The organism is Pseudoxanthomonas sp. LH2527 (genome assembly GCF_022539275.1).
Taxonomy (GTDB): domain Bacteria; phylum Pseudomonadota; class Gammaproteobacteria; order Xanthomonadales; family Xanthomonadaceae; genus Pseudoxanthomonas_A.
On sequence record NZ_JAKZBW010000015.1, the window covers coordinates 74562 to 92317 of the forward strand.

Sequence of the window (17756 nt, forward strand, 5' to 3'; positions counted from 1 at the left end):
GGGGAATCGGGATTCGCCCGATCCCGGATGTCTCGACTCCCTCTCCCGAATCCCCAATCACGAATCCCCAATCCCGTCTGAAGGAATCCACCATGCTAGAGATGCGCCAAGTCGCCAAGGTCTACCGCACCGAACAGGTGGAAACGCATGCGTTGCGTTCGCTCGACCTGCATGTCCGCGAGGGCGAGTTCGTCGCGGTCACCGGGCCGTCGGGCTCCGGCAAGACCACCTTCCTCAACATCGCCGGCCTGCTGGAGACCTTTACCGGCGGCCAGTTCCTGCTCGACGGGCAGGACGTCAGTCATCTGGGCGATGACGCGCGCTCGCGCCTGCGCAACCAGAAGATCGGCTTCATCTTCCAGGGCTTCAACCTGATCCCCGACCTCAACCTGTTCGACAACGTCGACGTACCGCTGCGCTACCGCGGCATGCCGGCGGCCGAACGCAAGCAGCGCATCGAGGACGCCCTGGCCCGCGTGGGCCTGGGCTCGCGCATGAAGCACTTCCCGGCCGAACTGTCGGGCGGGCAGCAGCAGCGCACCGCGATCGCACGCGCGCTGGCGGGCAGCCCGCGCCTGCTGCTGGCCGACGAACCGACCGGCAACCTGGACTCGCAGATGGCGCGCGGCGTGATGGAACTGATGGAAGAGATCAACCGCCAGGGCACCACCATCATCATGGTCACCCACGACCCCGAACTGGCCGCGCGCGCGCAGCGCAACGTGCACATCGTGGACGGCATGGCCACCGACCTGTCGGTGGAGCCGGCGCTGATCCGCGCGGCGCACGCCGCCGAAGCGGGTGCTGGCGCTTCGGTATAGGCGCGATGCATCAACCCGCGGGAGTGAGTGGAGAGGAGTGAGGCATGAGCGAAAGCGAACGCCGTTGCCTCCACCCACTACTCACTCCTCTCCACTCACTCCTCGCTTCTCCCGGAGCCCGCCATGTTCGGCTACTACTTCTCCCTCGCGCTGCGCAGCTTCAAGCGCAACAAGGCGCTGACCTTCCTGATGGTGCTGGCCATCGCGCTGGGCATCGGCGCCAGCATGACCACGCTGACCGTGTTCTACGTGCTGTCCGGCGACCCGATCCCGCAGAAGAGCGACAAGCTGTTCTACCCGCGGCTGGAGCCGCGCTCAATGAACGGGTTCACCCCGGGCGACGAGCCGGAAGACCAGTTCACCCGCTATGACGCCGAGCGCCTGCTGAAAGACAAGAAGGGCGACCGGCAGGCCTTCATGACCGGTGGCGCGTCGTCGGTCGAATCGGAAGACGGCAAGATCGAGCCGTTCCGCATCGATTCTCGCTACACCACGGCTGACTTCTTCCCGATGTTCGAGGTGCCGTTCCGCTACGGCAATGGCTGGTCGGCGGCCGACGACGAATCACGCGCACGTGTCGCGGTGATTTCCAAGGCGCTCAACGACAAGCTGTTCGGCGGCGCCAACAGTGTGGGCCGCGACCTCAAGGCGTCCGGCAATACGTTCCGCATCGTCGGCGTGCTGGACGAATGGCGCCCCGCGCCGAAGTTCTACGACATGACGCAGGACCGCTTCACCGAAGTGGAGCAGCTGTTCGTGCCGTTCTGGACCTCGCGCGCGCTGAAGATGGGCACCCAGGGCAACATGAACTGCTGGGGCGATTCCAGCGCGGACGAAGAAGGCTCGCAGGGCCCGAACGCGCCGTGCTCCTGGCTGCAGTACTGGGTGGAACTGGGCACGCCGGCCAAGGTCGAGGCGTACAAGCAGTACCTGGCCAACTACTCCGACCAGCAGCGCGCGGCAGGCCGTTTCGAGCGCCCCACCAACACCGACCTGCACAACGTGATGCAGTGGCTGGACAAGCAGGGCGCGGTGCCGGGCGACGTGCGCCTGCAGGTGTGGCTGGCGTTCGGCTTCCTGGCCGTCTGCCTGCTCAACACCGTCGGCCTGCTGCTGGCCAAGTTCCTGGGCCGTGCTTCGCAGATCGGCGTGCGCCGCGCACTCGGCGCCACCCGCAAGGCGATCTTCGCGCAATGCCTGGTGGAAGCCGGCACCGTCGGCCTGGTCGGCGGCCTGCTCGGGCTGGTGCTGGCGTGGCTGGGCCTGCTGGCGGTCCGCCAGCAGCCCGCGGGCTACGCCGATCTCGCGCACATGGACTTGAAGATGCTGCTGGCCACCTTCGCGCTGGCGATCGTCGCCAGCCTGCTCGCCGGCATGTTGCCTGCGTGGCGCGCGATGCAGGTGACGCCCGCGATCCAGCTCAAGTCGCAATGATCCGCTCCCTCCCCCGCTGGCGGGGGAGGGTTGGGGTGGGGCAAGCGCAGGACGATGCCGCCCCCACCTCGCGACACCCGACGACGTGACCCCATCCCGACCTTCCTCCGCACGCGGGGGAAGGGGCTGAAACCCCAGAGGCCCACCATGGACATCCGCCCCATCCTTTCCACCCTCGCCCGCCACAAGACGGCCGCCGCGCTGATCGTGCTGGAAGTGGCGCTGTCGTGCGCCATCATCTGCAACGCGGTCTTCCTCATCACCCAGCGACTGGAGCGCATCGACCGCCCCACCGGCCTGGCGAACGAGGAGATCGTGCGCATCAGCATGGGCAATCTCGGCGAGAATCCCGACGCGGACGCGCTGGTGAAGCAGGACGTCGCCAGCCTGCGCGCCCTGCCGGGCGTCAAGGCCGCCGGCAGCATCAACCACGTGCCGTTCGACAACTCGTCGTGGAACAGCTCCATCCAGCTGGCGCCGGAACAGGAACGCCCGAGCGCATCGGCGAACGTCTACCTCGGCGACGCCGTCGTCGACACGCTGGGCCTGAAACTGGCCGAAGGCCGCGACTTCAACGCCGACGAGTACGTCAACTGGACCGAGATCAACAAGCAGAACGCCAAGTACGTGATGCCGGCGGTGATCCTGAGCCGCGATCTGGCCAACAAGCTGTTCCCCGGCGAAAGCGCGATCGGCAAGAACATCTACGCGTGGAATACCGACAACGTGCCGCACCGCGTGGTCGGCGTGGTCGAGCGGCTGATCCGCACCAACGACAATGGCGGTCCCGCCGAAGCCGGCTACACGATGATCCTGCCGGCGAAGGACCTGACCATGGGCACCTTCGTCCTGCGCACCACGCCGGAACGCCGTGCGGAAGTGCAGAAGGCGGCCATCGCCACGCTGGAGCAGAACAGTTCGCGCCGGCTGGTCCTGCGCGAGGGCACGTTCACCGACATCATGCGCGACTACTACCGCGGCGACCGCGCGATGGCCTGGCTGCTGATCACCGTGATCATCTCGCTGCTGGTGGTCACCGCATTGGGCATCGTGGGCCTGGCCAGCTTCTGGGTGCAGCAGCGCACCAAGCAGATCGGCATCCGCCGCGCACTGGGTGCGACCAAGGGACAGATCCTGCGCTACTTCCAGACCGAGAACTTCCTGCTGGCCACCATCGGCATCGTCATCGGCATGATCCTGGCGTACGGCATCAACCAGTTGCTGATGGGCAAGTACGAACTGCCGCGCCTGCCGCTGCTGTACCTGCCGGTCGGCGCGGTGCTGCTGTGGCTGCTCGGCCAGGTGGCGGTGTACGGGCCGGCGCGCCGCGCCGCGTCGGTGCCGCCGGCGGTGGCGACGCGCACCGCCTGATTCCACCGCCCCGCAACGTCGCCATGGTCCGCTCACGCCTGTTGTTGCTCGGGCGGCACCCCTGGTGGAGCGGCCTGCTGGTGGCGGAAGTCGTGGCCTTCATCGTGCTGGCATCGTGGGCATGGTCCGCATGGCGGGCCATGCCGCCGCCACCGCCCGTACTGCCGGAACACGAGATCACCGTGTTCCCCCGCCTGGACACGGTCGACAACGTGCCGCTGCCCTCAGCGGACGTCCTTGAGCTGGTCCGTTCCGTGCCGGGCGTACGCCATGCCGCTGTCGCCAACCAGTCGCCGTACTCGTTCGCCGTCTCGTGGGCGGCCCGCGCATGGAAAGACGATGCCCGCAACGACGACGCGGTGGTCGCCATCTACTTCGGAAGCGACGCGATGGTGCCGACACTGGGACTGCAGCTGATCGAAGGGCGCGATTTCGCTCCCGCCGACCTCAGCGCCTACAGCGGCGACCAGACCCGCCTGCACGCCCGCGGCGCGCCGGCGATCATCAGCACCAGCCTGGCCGAACGCCTGTTCCCCGGCACCTCCGCCATCGGCGGACGCCTGCACATCCATCACGACGCTCCGCTGACCATCATCGGCGTCGTCGCCGCGCTTCCGGCCGCCGCGGACGGGTTCCGCCTGAATCCCGAAGGCTTTGCCATCCTGTTGCCTAGCGCGCCTGCCGACGCACGGCTGGGTCCGCTGCTGGTGCGCAGCGCGAGCGGAGATCGGGTCCGCGTGTCGACGGCCGTGGAGCGCGTGTTGAGAAAAGCGTACCCGCGCGGACTCTCGGCGGCATCGCGCCCGCTCTCCGCCGACCGCATCGCGATGGCATCGCTTCGCCCCGTGCTGCCAAGAGCGCTTTCGGCAGGCGCTGGCCTCGGTGCGCTGGTCCTGCTGGCGACGCTGCTGTTCGCAACCGAGTGGATGGCCCGACATCAACGACTGGAACTCAGCCTGCGGCGCGCGTTCGGTGCGAGTCGCCAGCAGCTCGTGCGCGAATGGGGCCTGGAACTGGGCGCGTTGGCCGGACTGGGCGCGATGCTCGGCGGGCTGATCTCGGGTTCGCCGATCGCCTTCCGGCTCTCAGGCGGCTTGCCCCTCCTGCCGCCGCTGCACACCGCCTTGCTGGCGACGGCCTGCGCGTCGGCGCTTGCGCTGATGGCGACATGGATGGCGATGCGTGCCTTCCGCATTCCGCCGCACCTCGTCAGTCGCAGCCCTTCGGTTAGGCTATAGCGCATGCCCACCATCCTCGTCATCGACGACAACCGCGCCGTCAGCACGGCGCTGGAAGTCCTGTTCTCGCTGCACGACATTGACACCCTGCATGCCGAGTCGCCGGACGCCGGCCTGGCGCTGCTGCGCGAGCAGCCGGTCGACCTGGTCATCCAGGACATGAACTTCACCCAGGACACCACTTCCGGCGCGGAAGGCGAGCAGCTGTTCGCCGACATCCGCATGCAGTGGCCGGACATGCCGGTGATCCTGCTGACCGCGTGGACGCACCTCGAGGTCGCAGTGAACCTGGTGAAGGCCGGCGCGGCCGATTACATCGCCAAGCCCTGGGACGACCGCAAGCTGCTGGCCACCGTCAACACACTGCTGGAACTGGCCGAAGCCCGCAGCGAACTGGAACGCCGCCGCAGCCGCGAACGGCGTGGCCGCGACCAGCTGTCGAGCAAGTACGACCTGCGCAACCTGGTGTTCGAGGACCCCGCCAGCGAACGCGTGGTCGCACTCGCCTGCCAGGTCGCGCGCTCCGACCTGCCGGTGCTGATCACCGGACCGAACGGCGCCGGCAAGGAGAAGATCGCCGAGATCATCCAGGCCAACTCCAGCGTCAAGGCTGGCGCCTTCGTCACCCTCAACTGCGGCGCGCTGCCGTCGGAGCTGATCGAAGCCGAACTGTTCGGCGCCGACGCCGGCGCCTACACCGGCGCCAACAAGGCGCGCGAGGGCAAGTTCGAGGCTGCCGATGGCGGCACGCTGTTCCTCGACGAGATCGGCAACCTGCCGCTGACCGGCCAGATGAAGCTGTTGCGGGTGCTGGAGACCGGCCGCTTCGAGCGTCTCGGTTCCAATCGCGAACGCCACGTCACCGTGCGCGTCATCAGCGCGACCAATGCCGACCTGCCCGCGATGATCCGCGACGGCACGTTCCGCGAAGACCTCTATTACCGCCTCAACGCGATCGAACTCGCCCTGCCGCCGCTGGCCGAGCGCCCCGGCGACATCCTGCCGCTGGCCGAGCGCTTCCGCCCCGCCGACAAGCCGCTGGGCGAAAGCGCGCGCGCCGCCTTGCTGCGCCATGCCTGGCCGGGCAACGTGCGCGAGCTGCGCAACGTCATCCAGCGCGCGGGGCTGCTGGCGATGGGTGAGCGCATCGAAGCCGCCGACCTCAACCTGCCGCGTCCCGCACCGGTGCGCGCCGCCGTCGTCGCGGAGCCGGAGCGTGCCGACATCGAAACCGCGCTCGCCCGTGCTGGTGGTGTCATCGCGCAGGCCGCCGCCGATCTCGGCATGAGCCGGCAGGCGTTGTACCGGCGCATGGAACGCTTCGGCATCAAGGCCCCATGATCCGCCGCTCGCTCGCCGGCCGCGTGCTGTCCTGGCTGCTGCCGCTGCTGGCGCTGGCCGTGGTGCTGCCGGTGGTGCTGTCGCACTGGATCGGCGATGACGTGGTTGCGGTGCTGGTTTCGGCCATCGTGGTGCTGCCGCTGGCGATGTGGGCGATCCGGCGTGGCCTGCGCAGCACCTACTCGCTGTTCCGCGCCCTGGCCGGCAGCGTCAACAGCTACCGCGACGGCGAATACAACTTCGGCATCCACTGGCGCGGCAACGATGAGCTGGCGGAACTGGTGCAGGCGCACGCCGCACTGGGCGAGGTACTGCGCGAGCAGCGGCTGAGCCTGGTGCAGCGCGAACTGCTGCTCGACACCATGGTGCAGAACACGCCGGTCGCGATGCTGTTGATCGCGCCGGGTGGCGACGGCATCCGGCGGGTGATCTTCGCCAACGTGGCCGCGCGCAAGCTGCTGCACAGCGGCTGGAAGCTCGAAGGCCAGGACTACGACGCCCTGATCGAGGCCTCGCCCGTCGAGATGCGCGAGGCGCTCGGCCGCAGCGGCGACAGCCTGTTCGCCATCGGCAGCGAGGAAGAAGACGGCGAGGAGCAGGTCTATCACCTCGCCCGCCGCCACTTCCGCCTCAACGGGCGTCCGCACGAGTTGCTGCTGCTGCGCCTGCTGACCAACGAACTGCGACGGCAGGAGGTGATGACGTGGAAGAAGGTCATCCGCGTGATCAGCCACGAGCTCAACAACTCGTTGGCGCCGGTGGCGTCGCTCGCGCATTCCGGTGCGGAGCTGGTGCGGCGTGGGCGTCATGAGCGGCTGGAGGAGGTGTTCGGCACCATCGAGGACCGTGCGCGGCACCTGGAAGGCTTCATCCGCGGCTACGCCCGCTTCGCCAAGCTGCCTTCGCCGCAGTTGCAGACGGTGCACTGGCGTGCGTTCTTCGAGGGACTGCAGCGGCAGATCGCCTTCGAGCTGGTGATGTCGGAAGCGGAGATCGATGGCCGCATCGACGTCCCGCAGTTGGAGCAGGCCGTCCTCAATCTGCTCAAGAACGCACACGAAGCCGGCGGCAGCGCAGACGGTGTATCGGTGAGGCTGACGCGGCTGCCCGACTGGCTGCGCATCGAGGTGATGGACCGCGGCACCGGCATGAACGACGCCGTGCTGCAGAACGCCCTGGTGCCGTTCTATTCCACCAAGCGCAACGGCACCGGCCTGGGCCTGGCGCTGACCCGCGAGATCATCGAAGCGCACGGCGGCCGGTTGTCGCTGCACAACCGCGAAGGTGGCGGGCTGTGTGTCTCCATACAACTACCCGAGATCCCGTAGGGCGGGCCTTGGCCCGCCACGTGTGGGATCCGACGAGCGTGGCGGGCCAAGGCCCGCCCTACGTTACTTCGGTTTCTTCACCGGCCGCTGCCAGCCCTCGATGGTGACCTGGCGCGCACGCGCGACGGTGAGCTGTTCGGCGGGTGCATTCTTCGAGATCACCGAACCCGCGCCGATGGTCGCGCCGTCGGCCAGCGTCACCGGCGCGACCAGTGACGAGTTGGAACCGACGAACACGCGGTCGCCGATGGTCGTCGTGGACTTGTTCACGCCGTCGTAGTTGCAGGTGATGGTGCCGGCGCCGATGTTGGTGCCGGTGCCGATCACCGTGTCGCCCAGATAGGTCAGATGATTGGCCTTGCTGCCCGTGCCGATCCGCGCGTTCTTGGTCTCGACGAAATTGCCGACATGCACGCCGTCGGCGAGCTGCGTGCCGGGACGCAGGCGTGCATACGGGCCGATCAGCGCGGCGCCTTCGCTGACCACGCCGTCCAGGTCGCAATGCGCACGCACCTGCGTGCCGGCCCCGAGCCTGACGTCCTTCAGCCGGCAGAACGGACCGACGACCACGCCATCGCCCAGCTCCACCTCGCCTTCCAGCACCACGTCGACATCGATTTGCACATCGCGGCCCACCTTCACCGTGCCGCGCTGGTCGAAGCGCGCCGGGTCGATCAGGCGCACGCCCTGCGTGCACAGCGCGCGCGCGGCGCGCAGCTGGTAGGCGCGTTCGAGCTGCGAGAGCTGCCACGGATCATTGGCGCCTTCGGCCTCGATCGGCTCGCCGACCAGCACCATTTCCGCCGGGTTGAATTCTTCGGCCGCCATCGCGAACACATCGGTGAGGTAGTACTCGCCCTGCGCGTTGTCGTTGGACAGCCGCGCCAGCCAGCCCTTCAGCGCGCTGGCATCGGCGGCGATGATGCCGGTGTTGATGGTGCGGATGCGGCGCTGCTCCTCGTCCGCGTCCTTGTGTTCAACAATCGCCGCCACCCGACCCGCTTCGTCGCGGACGATGCGGCCGTAGCCGGCGGGATCGGTCGGCTCGGCAACCAGTACCGCCAGCCGGCCCGGCGCGTCCAGCAATCGCTGCAGCGTCTCGCTGCGCGTCAGCGGCACGTCGCCGTACAGCACCAGCACGCGCGCGCCATCGGGAATCTCCGGCATCGCCTGCGCCACTGCATGACCCGTGCCGAGCTGCTGCGCCTGATGCGCCCAGTGCAACGCCGTCTGGTCGGCGAACGCCGCCTGCACCTGCTCGCCGCCATGGCCATAGACCACGTGGATGCCCGCCGGCGACAGGGCCGCTGCGGCTTCGATCACATGCGCCAGCATCGGCCGCCCGGCGATGGGTTGCAGCACCTTGGGCAGCGCGGACTTCATGCGCTTGCCTTCACCGGCGGCGAGGATGACGACGTGTAGTGGCTTCATGTGGACTTCCCTGATCAGTACGGTGGTGCGAAGAGATCGCATGGTAGCAATTCCCCTGTGGAACGCAGATCGTGGCGGCGCGGTGCCACCGCCCGCGCGACCGCAGGTAACATGCGGTGATGACGCCTTCCCCGCCACGCCAGACGCTGGTCCGCCAGGGCAGCAGCTTCCTCGTCGTCGGGCTGCTGCAACTGCTGCTGGACTGGATGGTGTTCGTCGGCGTGACGGCGCTAGGCATGCCGGCGGCACCGGGCAATATCGCCGGCCGCGTGGCGGGCGCGCTGCTCGGTTTCTGGCTCAACGGACGGGTGACGTTCGCCCACGACGGCCAGGCCCGGCTGGGCTGGCGCCGGCTCGGCCGCTTCCTGGCGGTCTGGGTGCCGCTGACCTTGCTGAGCACGCTGGCCGTGAGCGGGGTCAGCAGCGCACTGGGACTGCAGCTCGCGTGGGTGGCGAAGCCGCTGGTCGAAGGCCTGCTCGCCATCGTGGCCTTCTTCCTCTGGCGGCACGTGGTCTATCGCTGAGGCCGGGGTGCGTACGATGTGGGTGGCGAAGTGCCGACATCGCGCGGTCGTGCGCATGGCGCACGCTACGGAACGACAATCGCGGCACGAGACCTGTGTTGCGAGGACGCACCTACCATTGCGGTCTTTGGCGAGACCTCACCGATTGCCGGCCACGTAGCGTGCGCCGTGCGCACGACGCGCCTTCGGCATCACGTTGAGCGGCATTCCTGGCGCGGTGCCGGCATCGTGCGGTCGTGCGGTCGTGCGCATGGCGCACGCTACGGAACGGCGATCCGACATGTGGCGAGTGTTCGGATGAGGGACCTGCGATTGCGTCCTTTGGCGGGGCGTCACCGATGACCGGCGACGTAGCGTGCGCTGCGCGCACGACACGGCCATCTGAGTCATCTCGAACGGCATTTCTCGCGCTGCGCTGGCATCACGAGGTCGTGCGCATGGCGCACGCTACGGAACGGCGACCCGTCATGGGATTGTGGTTTTTCGTGAAGCGGACGCCGGACACGAAAACGCCGGCGCGTGGCCGGCGTTCCGAGGGTGCGATGGCGGTGGACCTCAGTGCTTGAGGTTCTTGCGCAGGCGCTCCAGCGCGCTGAGCTGGGCGATGCTCATGGCCAGCTGGGCCTGGGCTTCCTCGATGCTCATCTTCGGATCCTGCTTGGCGAGGATGCGCTCGGCTTCTTCCTTGGCCTTGCGGACCGAGGCTTCGTCGATGTCCTGCGCGCGGATCGCCGTGTCGGCCAGTACGGTGACGACCTGCGGCTGCACTTCCAGGATGCCGCCGGAGATGGCGAAGTCCAGCTGTTCGCCATTGGCCAGCGTCACCACCACCTTGCCCGGCTTCAGGCGGGTGATCAGCGGCGCGTGCTTCGGCGCGATGCCGAGTTCGCCCAGCTCGCCGGTGGCGACGACCAGGGTGGCTTCACCGTGGAAGATCTCCTGCTCGGCACTGACGATGTCGCAACGGATGGTGGTGGTCATGGGTCTGTCTTGCCTGTTCGTGCGGTAGGAGGAGTGAGTGGAGAGGAGTGAGAAGTGGGCGGAGTGGCTTTACCCACTCCTCACTTCTCTACTCTCGCTACTCGCCCTTACGCCTTCTCGGCGAGCTTCTTGGCCTTCTCGACCGCTTCTTCGATGCCGCCGACCATGTAGAACGCCTGCTCCGGCAGGTGGTCGTATTCGCCGTCGACGATCGCCTTGAAGCCGCGGATCGTGTCCTTCAGCGAGACGTACTTGCCGGGCGAGCCGGTGAACACTTCCGCCACGTGGAACGGCTGGCTGAAGAAGCGCTCGATCTTGCGGGCGCGCGACACGGCCTGCTTGTCTTCTTCGGACAGCTCATCCATGCCGAGGATGGCGATGATGTCCTTCAGTTCCTTGTACTTCTGCAGCGTCGACTGCACCCGGCGCGCGGTGTCGTAATGCTCGTGGCCGATGACGTTCGGGTCCAGCTGGCGGCTGGTCGAGTCGAGCGGGTCCACGGCCGGGTAGATACCCAGCGAGGCGATATTGCGGCTCAGCACGACGGTCGCGTCCAAGTGGGCGAACGTGGTGGCCGGCGACGGGTCGGTCAGGTCGTCCGCGGGCACGTACACGGCCTGGATCGAGGTGATCGAACCGGTCTTGGTCGAGGTGATGCGCTCCTGCAGCACGCCCATTTCCTCGGCCAGCGTCGGCTGGTAGCCCACGGCCGACGGCATGCGGCCCAGCAGCGCCGACACTTCGGTACCGGCCAGCGTGTAGCGGTAGATGTTGTCGACGAACAGCAGCACGTCCTTGCCCTTGCCGGACGCGTCCTTCTCGTCGCGGAAGTACTCGGCCATGGTCAGGCCGGTCAGCGCGACGCGCAGGCGGTTGCCCGGCGGCTCGTTCATCTGGCCGTACACCATCGCGACCTTGTCGAGGACGTTGGAGTCCTTCATCTCGTGGTAGAAGTCGTTGCCCTCGCGGGTACGCTCGCCCACGCCGGCGAACACGGACAGACCCGAGTGCGCCTTGGCGATGTTGTTGATCAGTTCCATCATGTTGACGGTCTTGCCCACGCCGGCGCCGCCGAACAGGCCGACCTTGCCGCCCTTGGCGAACGGGCACATCAGGTCGATGACCTTGATGCCGGTTTCCAGCAGGTCGTTGGCCGAGGACTGGTCCTCGTACGACGGGGCCGAACGGTGGATTTCCCAGTGATCGGTCGCCTGCACCGGGCCGGCTTCGTCGATCGGGTTGCCCAGCACGTCCATGATGCGGCCCAGCGTGCCCGCGCCGACCGGCACCGAGATGGCCTTGTCGGTGTTCACGGCGATCAGGTTGCGCTTCAGGCCGTCGGTCGAACCGAGGGCGATGGTACGCACCACGCCGTCGCCGAGCTGCTGCTGCACTTCGAGCGTGATGGCGGTGTTCTCCACCTTCAGCGCGTCGTACACCTTCGGCACTTCATTGCGCGCGAATTCGACGTCAACCACCGCGCCGATGATCTGAACGATCTTGCCCTGACTCATTTGGGTAACTCCACTAATGTCTGTTCGATTCTTTTGTCGGGAATGGGGAATCGAGAATGGGGAATGGGAAGATCAGGAGCCGCTGGCTTTGACTATTCCCTATTTCCGATTCTCCATTCCCGGCTACACAGCGGCCGCGCCGCCGACGATCTCGGAAATTTCCTGGGTGATCGCCGCCTGGCGGGCCTTGTTGTAGACCAGCTGCAGGGTACCGATCAGTTTGTTGGCGTTGTCGCTGGCGGCCTTCATGGCCACCATGCGCGCCGCATGCTCGGAGGCGATGTTCTCCAGCACGGCCTGGTACACCAGCGACTCGATGTAGCGCGTGATCACGTGGTCGAGCACGGTCTCGGCATCGGGTTCGTAGATGTAGTCCCAGTCGTGGTGCGCGACCTGCGTCTCCGACGCCGGCAGCGGCAGCAACTGGTCGAACGCGGCGCGCTGGGTCATGGTGTTGACGAAGTCGTTGTAAACGACGAACACGCGGTCCAGGTTGCCTTCGGTATAGGCATCCAGCATCACCTTGATCACGCCGATCAGCTGGTCGAGCTTGGGCGCGTCGCCCAGGTGCGACACGCTGGCCAGCATGTTGACCTTGACCCGGCGGAAGTACACCGAGGCCTTCTGGCCGATGGTGACCACGTCGACCTCGACGCCCTTCTCGTTCCACTGGCGGATCTCGCCCAGCATCTTGCGGAACAGGTTGTTGTTCAGGCCGCCGGCCAGGCCGCGATCGGACGACACGATGATGAAGCCGACGCGCTTGACGTCCTTGCGCTCCACCATGAAGGGATGCTGGTAATCGGTGTTGGCCTGGGCCAGGTGGCCGATCACCTGCTTCATCGCCCGCGCGTACGGGCGCGAGGTCTTCATGCGGTCCTGCGCCTTGCGGATCTTGGAGGCCGAGACCATCTCGAGCGCGCGCGTCACCTTGCGGGTGTTCTGCACGCTCTTGATCTTGGTTTTGATTTCGCGTCCGCCTGCCATGTCTACTCGCTCGCTGTGCTCGCTGGGGGAATCGGGAGGAGGGAATCGGGAATCGGCAGAGCCGACCCGTTTTCGCTTCTACGATTCCCTATTCCCTATTCCCGAATCCCGGCTCTTACCAGGTACCGGTCTGCTTGAACTCGGCGATGCCCTTCTTGAAGGCGCCTTCGATCTCGTCGTTCCAGTTGCCGGTGCTGTTGACCGTGTCGACCAGCGCGCCCTGGGTGTTGGTGAAGTGCGCGTGCAGCGCTTCTTCAAACGCCAGGATCTTGCCGACCGGCACGTCGTCCAGGTAACCCTCGTTGACGGCGTAGATGGACAGCGCCTGCAGGGCGATGGACATCGGCGCGTACTGCTTCTGCTTCATCAGCTCGGTGACGCGCTGGCCGCGCTCGAGCTGCTTGCGGGTGGCTTCGTCCAGGTCCGAGGCGAACTGCGCGAACGCGGCCAGCTCGCGGTACTGGGCGAGCGAGATGCGGATGCCGCCCGACAGCTTCTTGATGATCTTGGTCTGGGCGGCGCCACCGACGCGCGACACCGAGATGCCGGCGTTCACGGCCGGGCGGATGCCGGCGTTGAAGAGGTCGGTTTCCAGGAAGATCTGGCCGTCGGTGATCGAGATCACGTTGGTCGGCACGAACGCAGACACGTCGCCGGCCTGCGTTTCGATGATCGGCAGCGCGGTCAGCGAACCGGTCTTGCCGGTGACCTTGCCTTCGGTGAACTTCTCCACGTACTCCTCGGACACGCGGGCGGCGCGCTCGAGCAGGCGGGAGTGCAGGTAGAACACATCGCCCGGGTAGGCTTCGCGGCCCGGCGGACGCTTCAGCAGCAGCGAGATCTGGCGGTAGGCCACGGCCTGCTTGGACAGATCGTCGTACACGATCAGGGCGTCCTGGCCGCGGTCCATGAAGTACTCGCCCATGGTGCAGCCGGAGTAGGCGCTGATGTACTGCATCGCGGCCGACTCGGAGGCGGTGGCGGCGACCACCACGGTGTGGGCCAGCGCGCCGTTCTCTTCCAGCTTGCGCACGATGTTGGCGACGGTCGAGGCCTTCTGGCCGATCGCCACGTACACGCACTTGATGCCGGTGCCCTTCTGGTTGATCACGGCGTCGATCGCCATCGCGGTCTTGCCGGTCTGGCGGTCGCCGATGATCAGCTCGCGCTGGCCGCGGCCGATCGGGATCATGGCGTCGACGGACTTGTAACCGGTCTGCACCGGCTGGTCGACCGACTTGCGCCAGATCACGCCCGGGGCCACGCGCTCCACCGGCGCGGTCAGCGAGGTGCCCAGCGGGCCCTTGCCGTCGATCGGTTCGCCCAGCGCGTTGACCACGCGACCGAGCATTTCCGGACCGACCGGCACTTCCAGGATGCGGCCGGTGGTCTTCGCCACGTCGCCTTCGCGCAGGTGCTCGTAGTCGCCCAGGACCACGGCGCCCACCGAATCGCGCTCCAGGTTCAGCGCCAGCGCATAGGTGTTGTTCGGCAGCTCGATCATTTCGCCCTGCATCACGTCGGCCAGGCCGAAGATGCGCACGATGCCGTCGGACACGGAGGTGACCGTGCCTTCATTGCGCGACTCCGCGGCCAGCTTGACCTTCTCGATACGGGTCTTGATCAGGTCGCTGATTTCAGAGGGGTTGAGCGTGGTTGCCATGGGTAAGTCCTGTGTGCCGGCTTGCGCGCGGCGGTTCAATGGGAATTCAGTGCGTCAGCGCCGACTGCAGGCGCGCCAGCTTGCCCTTCAGCGAGCCGTCGATCACCACGCTGCCGGCATCGATCACGGCGCCGCCGATCAGCGAGGCGTCGACCGCCGTCTCGACCTCGACCTCGCGGCCGAAGCGCCTCTTCAACGCTGCCTTGATCACGTCCAGCTCGCCGGCCGGCAGCGTCGTGGCGGAGGTGACCTTCGCCTTGACGATGTGTTCGGCTTCGGCACGCAGCTCCTCGAACAGGCCGGCGATCTCCGGCAACTGCGGCAGGCGGCGCGCATCGGCGAGGATGGCGAGAAAGCGGGTGAACGTCTCGCTCGCCCCGTCCGGCGCCAGCAGCGTCACCGCCTCGGCGGGCAGCAGCTGCGGGTTGGGCAGCAGCGCGGCCACGCGCGGATCCGCCGCGACATGCGCGGCGAAATCCAGCGCCTGCGACCAGGCGGCGAGGTTGCCTTCGTCACGCGCCATCGAAAAGGCAGCGCGGGCGTAGGGGCGGGCGACGGTAAGGGCCTGGCTCATCGATCAGATCGTCCGGATCAGATTTCGGCGGCGAGTTCGTCGAGCAGCGCCTTGTGGGCGTTGGCGTCGATCTCGCGCTTCAACAGCTTCTCGGCACCACTGACGGCCAGCGCGGACACCTGCTTGCGCAGGTCCTCGCGGGCACGCGTGGTGGCGGCGTCGATCTCGGCTTCGGCCAGCGCCTTCTGGCGGTTGGCTTCGGTGATCGCGTCGTTCTTGGCCGCATCGACGATCTGGTTGGCGCGCGCGTGGGCCTGGTCGATGATCTCGTTGGCCTTGACGCGGGCTTCCTTCAACGCCTCGTTGACCTTTTCCTGGGCCTGCGCCAGATCCTTCTGGCTGCGGTCGGCTGCGGCCAGGCCTTCGGCGATCTTCTGCTGGCGTTCTTCGATGGCAGCCAGCAGCGGCGGCCAGATTTTGGTCGCAATGATCCAGATCAGGCCGGCGAAGGCCAGCGCCTGGGCGAACAGAGTGAGATTGATATTCATCGTAAACCTGCCGGTGATGAAGGGCCTGCGCACATCGCGCCGGCCCAGCTACGCCTGGTGACTGACCGCGGGCCGAGGCCCGGGGTCAGGCGTGCACGCGACGGATCAGCCCGCCAGCTTGGCCAGCTGTTCGGTGAAGATCGTGATGAACGGGCTGGCGAAGGCGAACAGCAGGCCGACGGCGACCGAGATGATGAACGCGGCGTCGATCAGGCCGGCGGTGATGAACATGCGCACCTGCAGGACCGGGATCAGTTCCGGCTGGCGGGCAGCCGATTCCAGGAACTTGCCGGCCATGATGGCCAGACCCAGACCCGCGCCCAGCGCGGCCAGGCCGATCATGATGCCGATGGCGAGGGCGGTCGAAGCCTGGACCTGGGCGAGGTTGGTGAGGATGCTTTCCATGGTGATCTCCGGAACTTAATTGCTTGAAGGTGGATGGTACGAAGGGAACGGTGAAGCGGAAACGTTAGTGGCTGTCTTCCGACAAGCTGAGGTAGACGATCGACAGCATCATGAAGATGAACGCCTGCAGCGGGATGACCAGCAGGTGGAACAGCATCCAGCCCAGGCCGAACGTCGCGCCACCGAGCATGCCGAGGATGCCGGCGCCGCCCAGCACCCAGATCAGCAGGAAGACGATCTCGCCGCCGAACATGTTGCCGAACAGTCGCATCGCCAGCGAGATGGGCTTGCTGACCCATTCGACGATGTTGAGGATCAGGTTGAACGGCATCATCCACTTGCCGAACGGCGCCGTCAGGAATTCCTTGGCGAAACCGCCCAGCCCCTTGGAGCGGAAGGCGAACACCAGCATCAGGAAGAACACGCTGATCGACATGCCCAGGGTGGCGTTGACGTCGGCGGTGGGGACCGGCTTCCAGTAGTGCACGCCCATCAGTTCGAGCGGCTTGGCGATGAAGTCTGCCGGGATCATCTTCAGCAGGTTCATCATCAGGATCCAGAAGAAGATGGTGATCGCGATGGGCGTCACCAGCTTGCTGGTCCCGTGGTAGGTGTCGCGGGCCTGCTTGTCGACGAACTCGAGCATGATCTCGACGAAGGCCTGCCACTTGCCCGGCACGCCCGCGGTGGCCTTGCGCGTGGCCATCCAGAAGGCGAACACGATGAGCAGGCCCATCAGCACGGCGGTCACGAAGGTGTCGACGTTGATCGTCCAGAACGGACCGTCACCGCCCACCTGGGCCGTGAGGTTCTTCAGGTGGTGCTGGATGTAGCTGGTGGGAGTAAGAGCCTCGCCCGCCATGAGTCGGAAACCTTTCTAGTTGGGTTATCGCTGCTTGCCGGTCGCGACCAGCACCTGTGCCACCAGTCCGGTGATCACGCCTGCCAGCAGAGACAGCGGAGGCAGCTTGTACAGCCCCGCGCCAACGACCAGCACACCGATCACCACGACCCACTTCACCACCATCCCCGCAACCAGCCTCAGCACCGCCGAAACGGCCCCGAGCACGCCACCGCCGAAGGCCATCCAGGCCGCCAGCAGCGCGCCGACCACGATCGCCAGGCCTCCGACGGCCGCCGCGACCGCCTGGGGCACGCCCCGAAGCAGGAACAGCAGCGCGACCAGCAGTACCGCTGCCGTCTGCCAGACGGCGGCGCGCAACACCAGCCGCCGGCCCGTAGCGACGGAATTCAGCACACGAAAGCCCTACGGAATTGGCGGGGTACAAGGCGGTAAAGCGCCTCGCCGAGCCGCAAAAGTATAGCAGCGGGACAATTTCCGGGACAACCGCCAAAGGTCAAAAAGCGGGCTTTCGGCCGCGATCGGGCTGCAGCCCTTGCCCCGCCTGCGTGTAACCGTTTCCCCTGTTCAGAATTTTCCCGGGAATTTTCTGGAACTTTGGTGGACACTGCCTGTCAGTCGTTGCAGGGCCTGCCGCTCAACTTCCTCGTCCGATGCTCCGTTGTGCAGGCCTTTCACGAAGCCCCGGCTGCCCCCGGGGCTTCACCTTTTGCGGGATCGGCAGGCGCGAATCCTGCGCATCGGCGGCGGCGTCGTTCATCCACTTCACCCGATGACGACCCGGGAGCCATGAA

17 protein-coding genes are annotated in these 17756 nt (G+C 66.7%); 7 read left to right on the plus strand and 10 right to left on the minus strand.

All coding sequences use genetic code 11. The features are described from left to right. Positions 1-92: 92 nt before the first annotated feature. The 6 genes from MMG85_RS09965 (at position 93) to MMG85_RS09990 (ending at position 7533) form a co-directional block, all read left to right on the plus strand. Positions 93-821: an ABC transporter ATP-binding protein gene (locus MMG85_RS09965; RefSeq protein ID WP_055939531.1), complete on the plus strand. Its 729-nt coding sequence runs from the start codon at positions 93-95 to the stop codon at positions 819-821. A gap of 123 nt (positions 822-944) precedes the next feature. Further along, on the plus strand, positions 945-2255 hold the full coding sequence (locus tag MMG85_RS09970) for an ABC transporter permease (RefSeq protein WP_241045899.1): 1311 nt from the start codon (positions 945-947) through the stop codon (positions 2253-2255). A gap of 147 nt (positions 2256-2402) precedes the next feature. Beyond that, positions 2403-3626 (plus strand): FtsX-like permease family protein, encoded by a 1224-nt coding sequence (locus MMG85_RS09975; RefSeq protein WP_241045900.1) that lies wholly within the window; start codon positions 2403-2405, stop codon positions 3624-3626. A gap of 23 nt (positions 3627-3649) precedes the next feature. Next, complete coding sequence (locus tag MMG85_RS09980) at positions 3650-4864, plus strand: ABC transporter permease (RefSeq protein ID WP_241045901.1); 1215 nt, start codon at positions 3650-3652, stop codon at positions 4862-4864. A gap of 3 nt (positions 4865-4867) precedes the next feature. Continuing rightward, positions 4868-6205: a sigma-54 dependent transcriptional regulator gene (locus MMG85_RS09985; protein ID WP_241045902.1), complete on the plus strand. Its 1338-nt coding sequence runs from the start codon at positions 4868-4870 to the stop codon at positions 6203-6205. Continuing rightward, the gene (locus tag MMG85_RS09990; RefSeq protein ID WP_241045903.1) at positions 6202-7533 is read left to right on the plus strand and encodes a HAMP domain-containing sensor histidine kinase; all 1332 of its coding nucleotides are present in this window, start codon (positions 6202-6204) and stop codon (positions 7531-7533) included. The genes MMG85_RS09985 and MMG85_RS09990 overlap by 4 nt, the downstream gene beginning before the upstream one ends. Before the next feature lie 63 nt (positions 7534-7596). Here MMG85_RS09990 and glmU read toward each other — a convergent pair whose 3' ends face one another. Next, entirely contained in the window at positions 7597-8964 is a 1368-nt protein-coding gene (gene glmU / locus MMG85_RS09995; RefSeq protein WP_241045904.1) for a bifunctional UDP-N-acetylglucosamine diphosphorylase/glucosamine-1-phosphate N-acetyltransferase GlmU, read from the minus strand. Positions 8965-9083: 119 nt separating this feature from the next. Here glmU and MMG85_RS10000 point away from each other — a divergent pair, with 119 nt between their 5' ends. Beyond that, a complete protein-coding gene (locus tag MMG85_RS10000) occupies positions 9084-9488 on the plus strand; it encodes a GtrA family protein (protein ID WP_241045905.1) in 405 nt (134 codons plus the stop codon). Between the two features lie 555 nt (positions 9489-10043). Here MMG85_RS10000 and MMG85_RS10005 read toward each other — a convergent pair. The 9 genes from MMG85_RS10005 to MMG85_RS10045 all read right to left on the minus strand — a co-directional run bounded on the left by MMG85_RS10005 (position 10044) and on the right by MMG85_RS10045 (position 17358). After that, a complete protein-coding gene (locus tag MMG85_RS10005; RefSeq protein ID WP_241045906.1) occupies positions 10044-10469 on the minus strand; it encodes a F0F1 ATP synthase subunit epsilon in 426 nt (141 codons plus the stop codon). 107 nt (positions 10470-10576) lie between these two features. Beyond that, a complete protein-coding gene (atpD, locus tag MMG85_RS10010) occupies positions 10577-11983 on the minus strand; it encodes a F0F1 ATP synthase subunit beta (protein ID WP_241045907.1) in 1407 nt (468 codons plus the stop codon). Between the two features lie 123 nt (positions 11984-12106). Continuing rightward, positions 12107-12970 carry a F0F1 ATP synthase subunit gamma gene (atpG, locus tag MMG85_RS10015; RefSeq protein WP_055939501.1) on the minus strand — a complete coding sequence of 288 codons (864 nt, stop codon included), beginning with the start codon at positions 12968-12970 and terminating at the stop codon, positions 12107-12109. A 115-nt stretch (positions 12971-13085) separates the two neighbouring features. Continuing rightward, positions 13086-14633, minus strand: coding sequence for a F0F1 ATP synthase subunit alpha (atpA, locus tag MMG85_RS10020; protein WP_241045908.1), 1548 nt, complete (start codon positions 14631-14633; stop codon positions 13086-13088). Positions 14634-14679: 46 nt separating this feature from the next. Then, entirely contained in the window at positions 14680-15207 is a 528-nt protein-coding gene (locus MMG85_RS10025; RefSeq protein ID WP_241045909.1) for a F0F1 ATP synthase subunit delta, read from the minus strand. Between the two features lie 17 nt (positions 15208-15224). Further along, a complete protein-coding gene (locus MMG85_RS10030) occupies positions 15225-15695 on the minus strand; it encodes a F0F1 ATP synthase subunit B (protein WP_241045910.1) in 471 nt (156 codons plus the stop codon). Positions 15696-15800: 105 nt separating this feature from the next. Beyond that, complete coding sequence (gene atpE / locus MMG85_RS10035; RefSeq protein WP_055939490.1) at positions 15801-16100, minus strand: F0F1 ATP synthase subunit C; 300 nt, start codon at positions 16098-16100, stop codon at positions 15801-15803. Between the two features lie 64 nt (positions 16101-16164). Continuing rightward, a complete protein-coding gene (gene atpB / locus MMG85_RS10040; protein WP_241045911.1) occupies positions 16165-16962 on the minus strand; it encodes a F0F1 ATP synthase subunit A in 798 nt (265 codons plus the stop codon). A 24-nt stretch (positions 16963-16986) separates the two neighbouring features. Beyond that, positions 16987-17358 (minus strand): hypothetical protein, encoded by a 372-nt coding sequence (locus MMG85_RS10045; protein ID WP_241045912.1) that lies wholly within the window; start codon positions 17356-17358, stop codon positions 16987-16989. Positions 17359-17756: the final 398 nt, after the last annotated feature.

Bases quoted from the DNA above. Each gene is read 5' to 3' on its own strand.
- MMG85_RS09970 (WP_241045899.1), top strand. From the start codon at position 945: ATGTTCGGCTACTACTTCTCCCTCGCGCTGCGCAGCTTCAAGCGCAAC.
- MMG85_RS10005 (WP_241045906.1), bottom strand. From the start codon at position 10,469: ATGACCACCACCATCCGTTGCGACATCGTCAGTGCCGAGCAGGAGATC.
- MMG85_RS09965 (WP_055939531.1), top strand. From the start codon at position 93: ATGCTAGAGATGCGCCAAGTCGCCAAGGTCTACCGCACCGAACAGGTG.
- MMG85_RS09985 (WP_241045902.1), top strand. From the start codon at position 4,868: ATGCCCACCATCCTCGTCATCGACGACAACCGCGCCGTCAGCACGGCG.
- MMG85_RS09980 (WP_241045901.1), top strand. From the start codon at position 3,650: ATGGTCCGCTCACGCCTGTTGTTGCTCGGGCGGCACCCCTGGTGGAGC.
- atpE (WP_055939490.1), bottom strand. From the start codon at position 16,100: ATGGAAAGCATCCTCACCAACCTCGCCCAGGTCCAGGCTTCGACCGCC.
- atpA (WP_241045908.1), bottom strand. From the start codon at position 14,633: ATGGCAACCACGCTCAACCCCTCTGAAATCAGCGACCTGATCAAGACC.
- MMG85_RS10025 (WP_241045909.1), bottom strand. From the start codon at position 15,207: ATGAGCCAGGCCCTTACCGTCGCCCGCCCCTACGCCCGCGCTGCCTTT.
- MMG85_RS09990 (WP_241045903.1), top strand. From the start codon at position 6,202: ATGATCCGCCGCTCGCTCGCCGGCCGCGTGCTGTCCTGGCTGCTGCCG.
- MMG85_RS09975 (WP_241045900.1), top strand. From the start codon at position 2,403: ATGGACATCCGCCCCATCCTTTCCACCCTCGCCCGCCACAAGACGGCC.
- atpB (WP_241045911.1), bottom strand. From the start codon at position 16,962: ATGGCGGGCGAGGCTCTTACTCCCACCAGCTACATCCAGCACCACCTG.
- atpG (WP_055939501.1), bottom strand. From the start codon at position 12,970: ATGGCAGGCGGACGCGAAATCAAAACCAAGATCAAGAGCGTGCAGAAC.
- atpD (WP_241045907.1), bottom strand. From the start codon at position 11,983: ATGAGTCAGGGCAAGATCGTTCAGATCATCGGCGCGGTGGTTGACGTC.
- MMG85_RS10030 (WP_241045910.1), bottom strand. From the start codon at position 15,695: ATGAATATCAATCTCACTCTGTTCGCCCAGGCGCTGGCCTTCGCCGGC.
- MMG85_RS10000 (WP_241045905.1), top strand. From the start codon at position 9,084: ATGACGCCTTCCCCGCCACGCCAGACGCTGGTCCGCCAGGGCAGCAGC.
- glmU (WP_241045904.1), bottom strand. From the start codon at position 8,964: ATGAAGCCACTACACGTCGTCATCCTCGCCGCCGGTGAAGGCAAGCGC.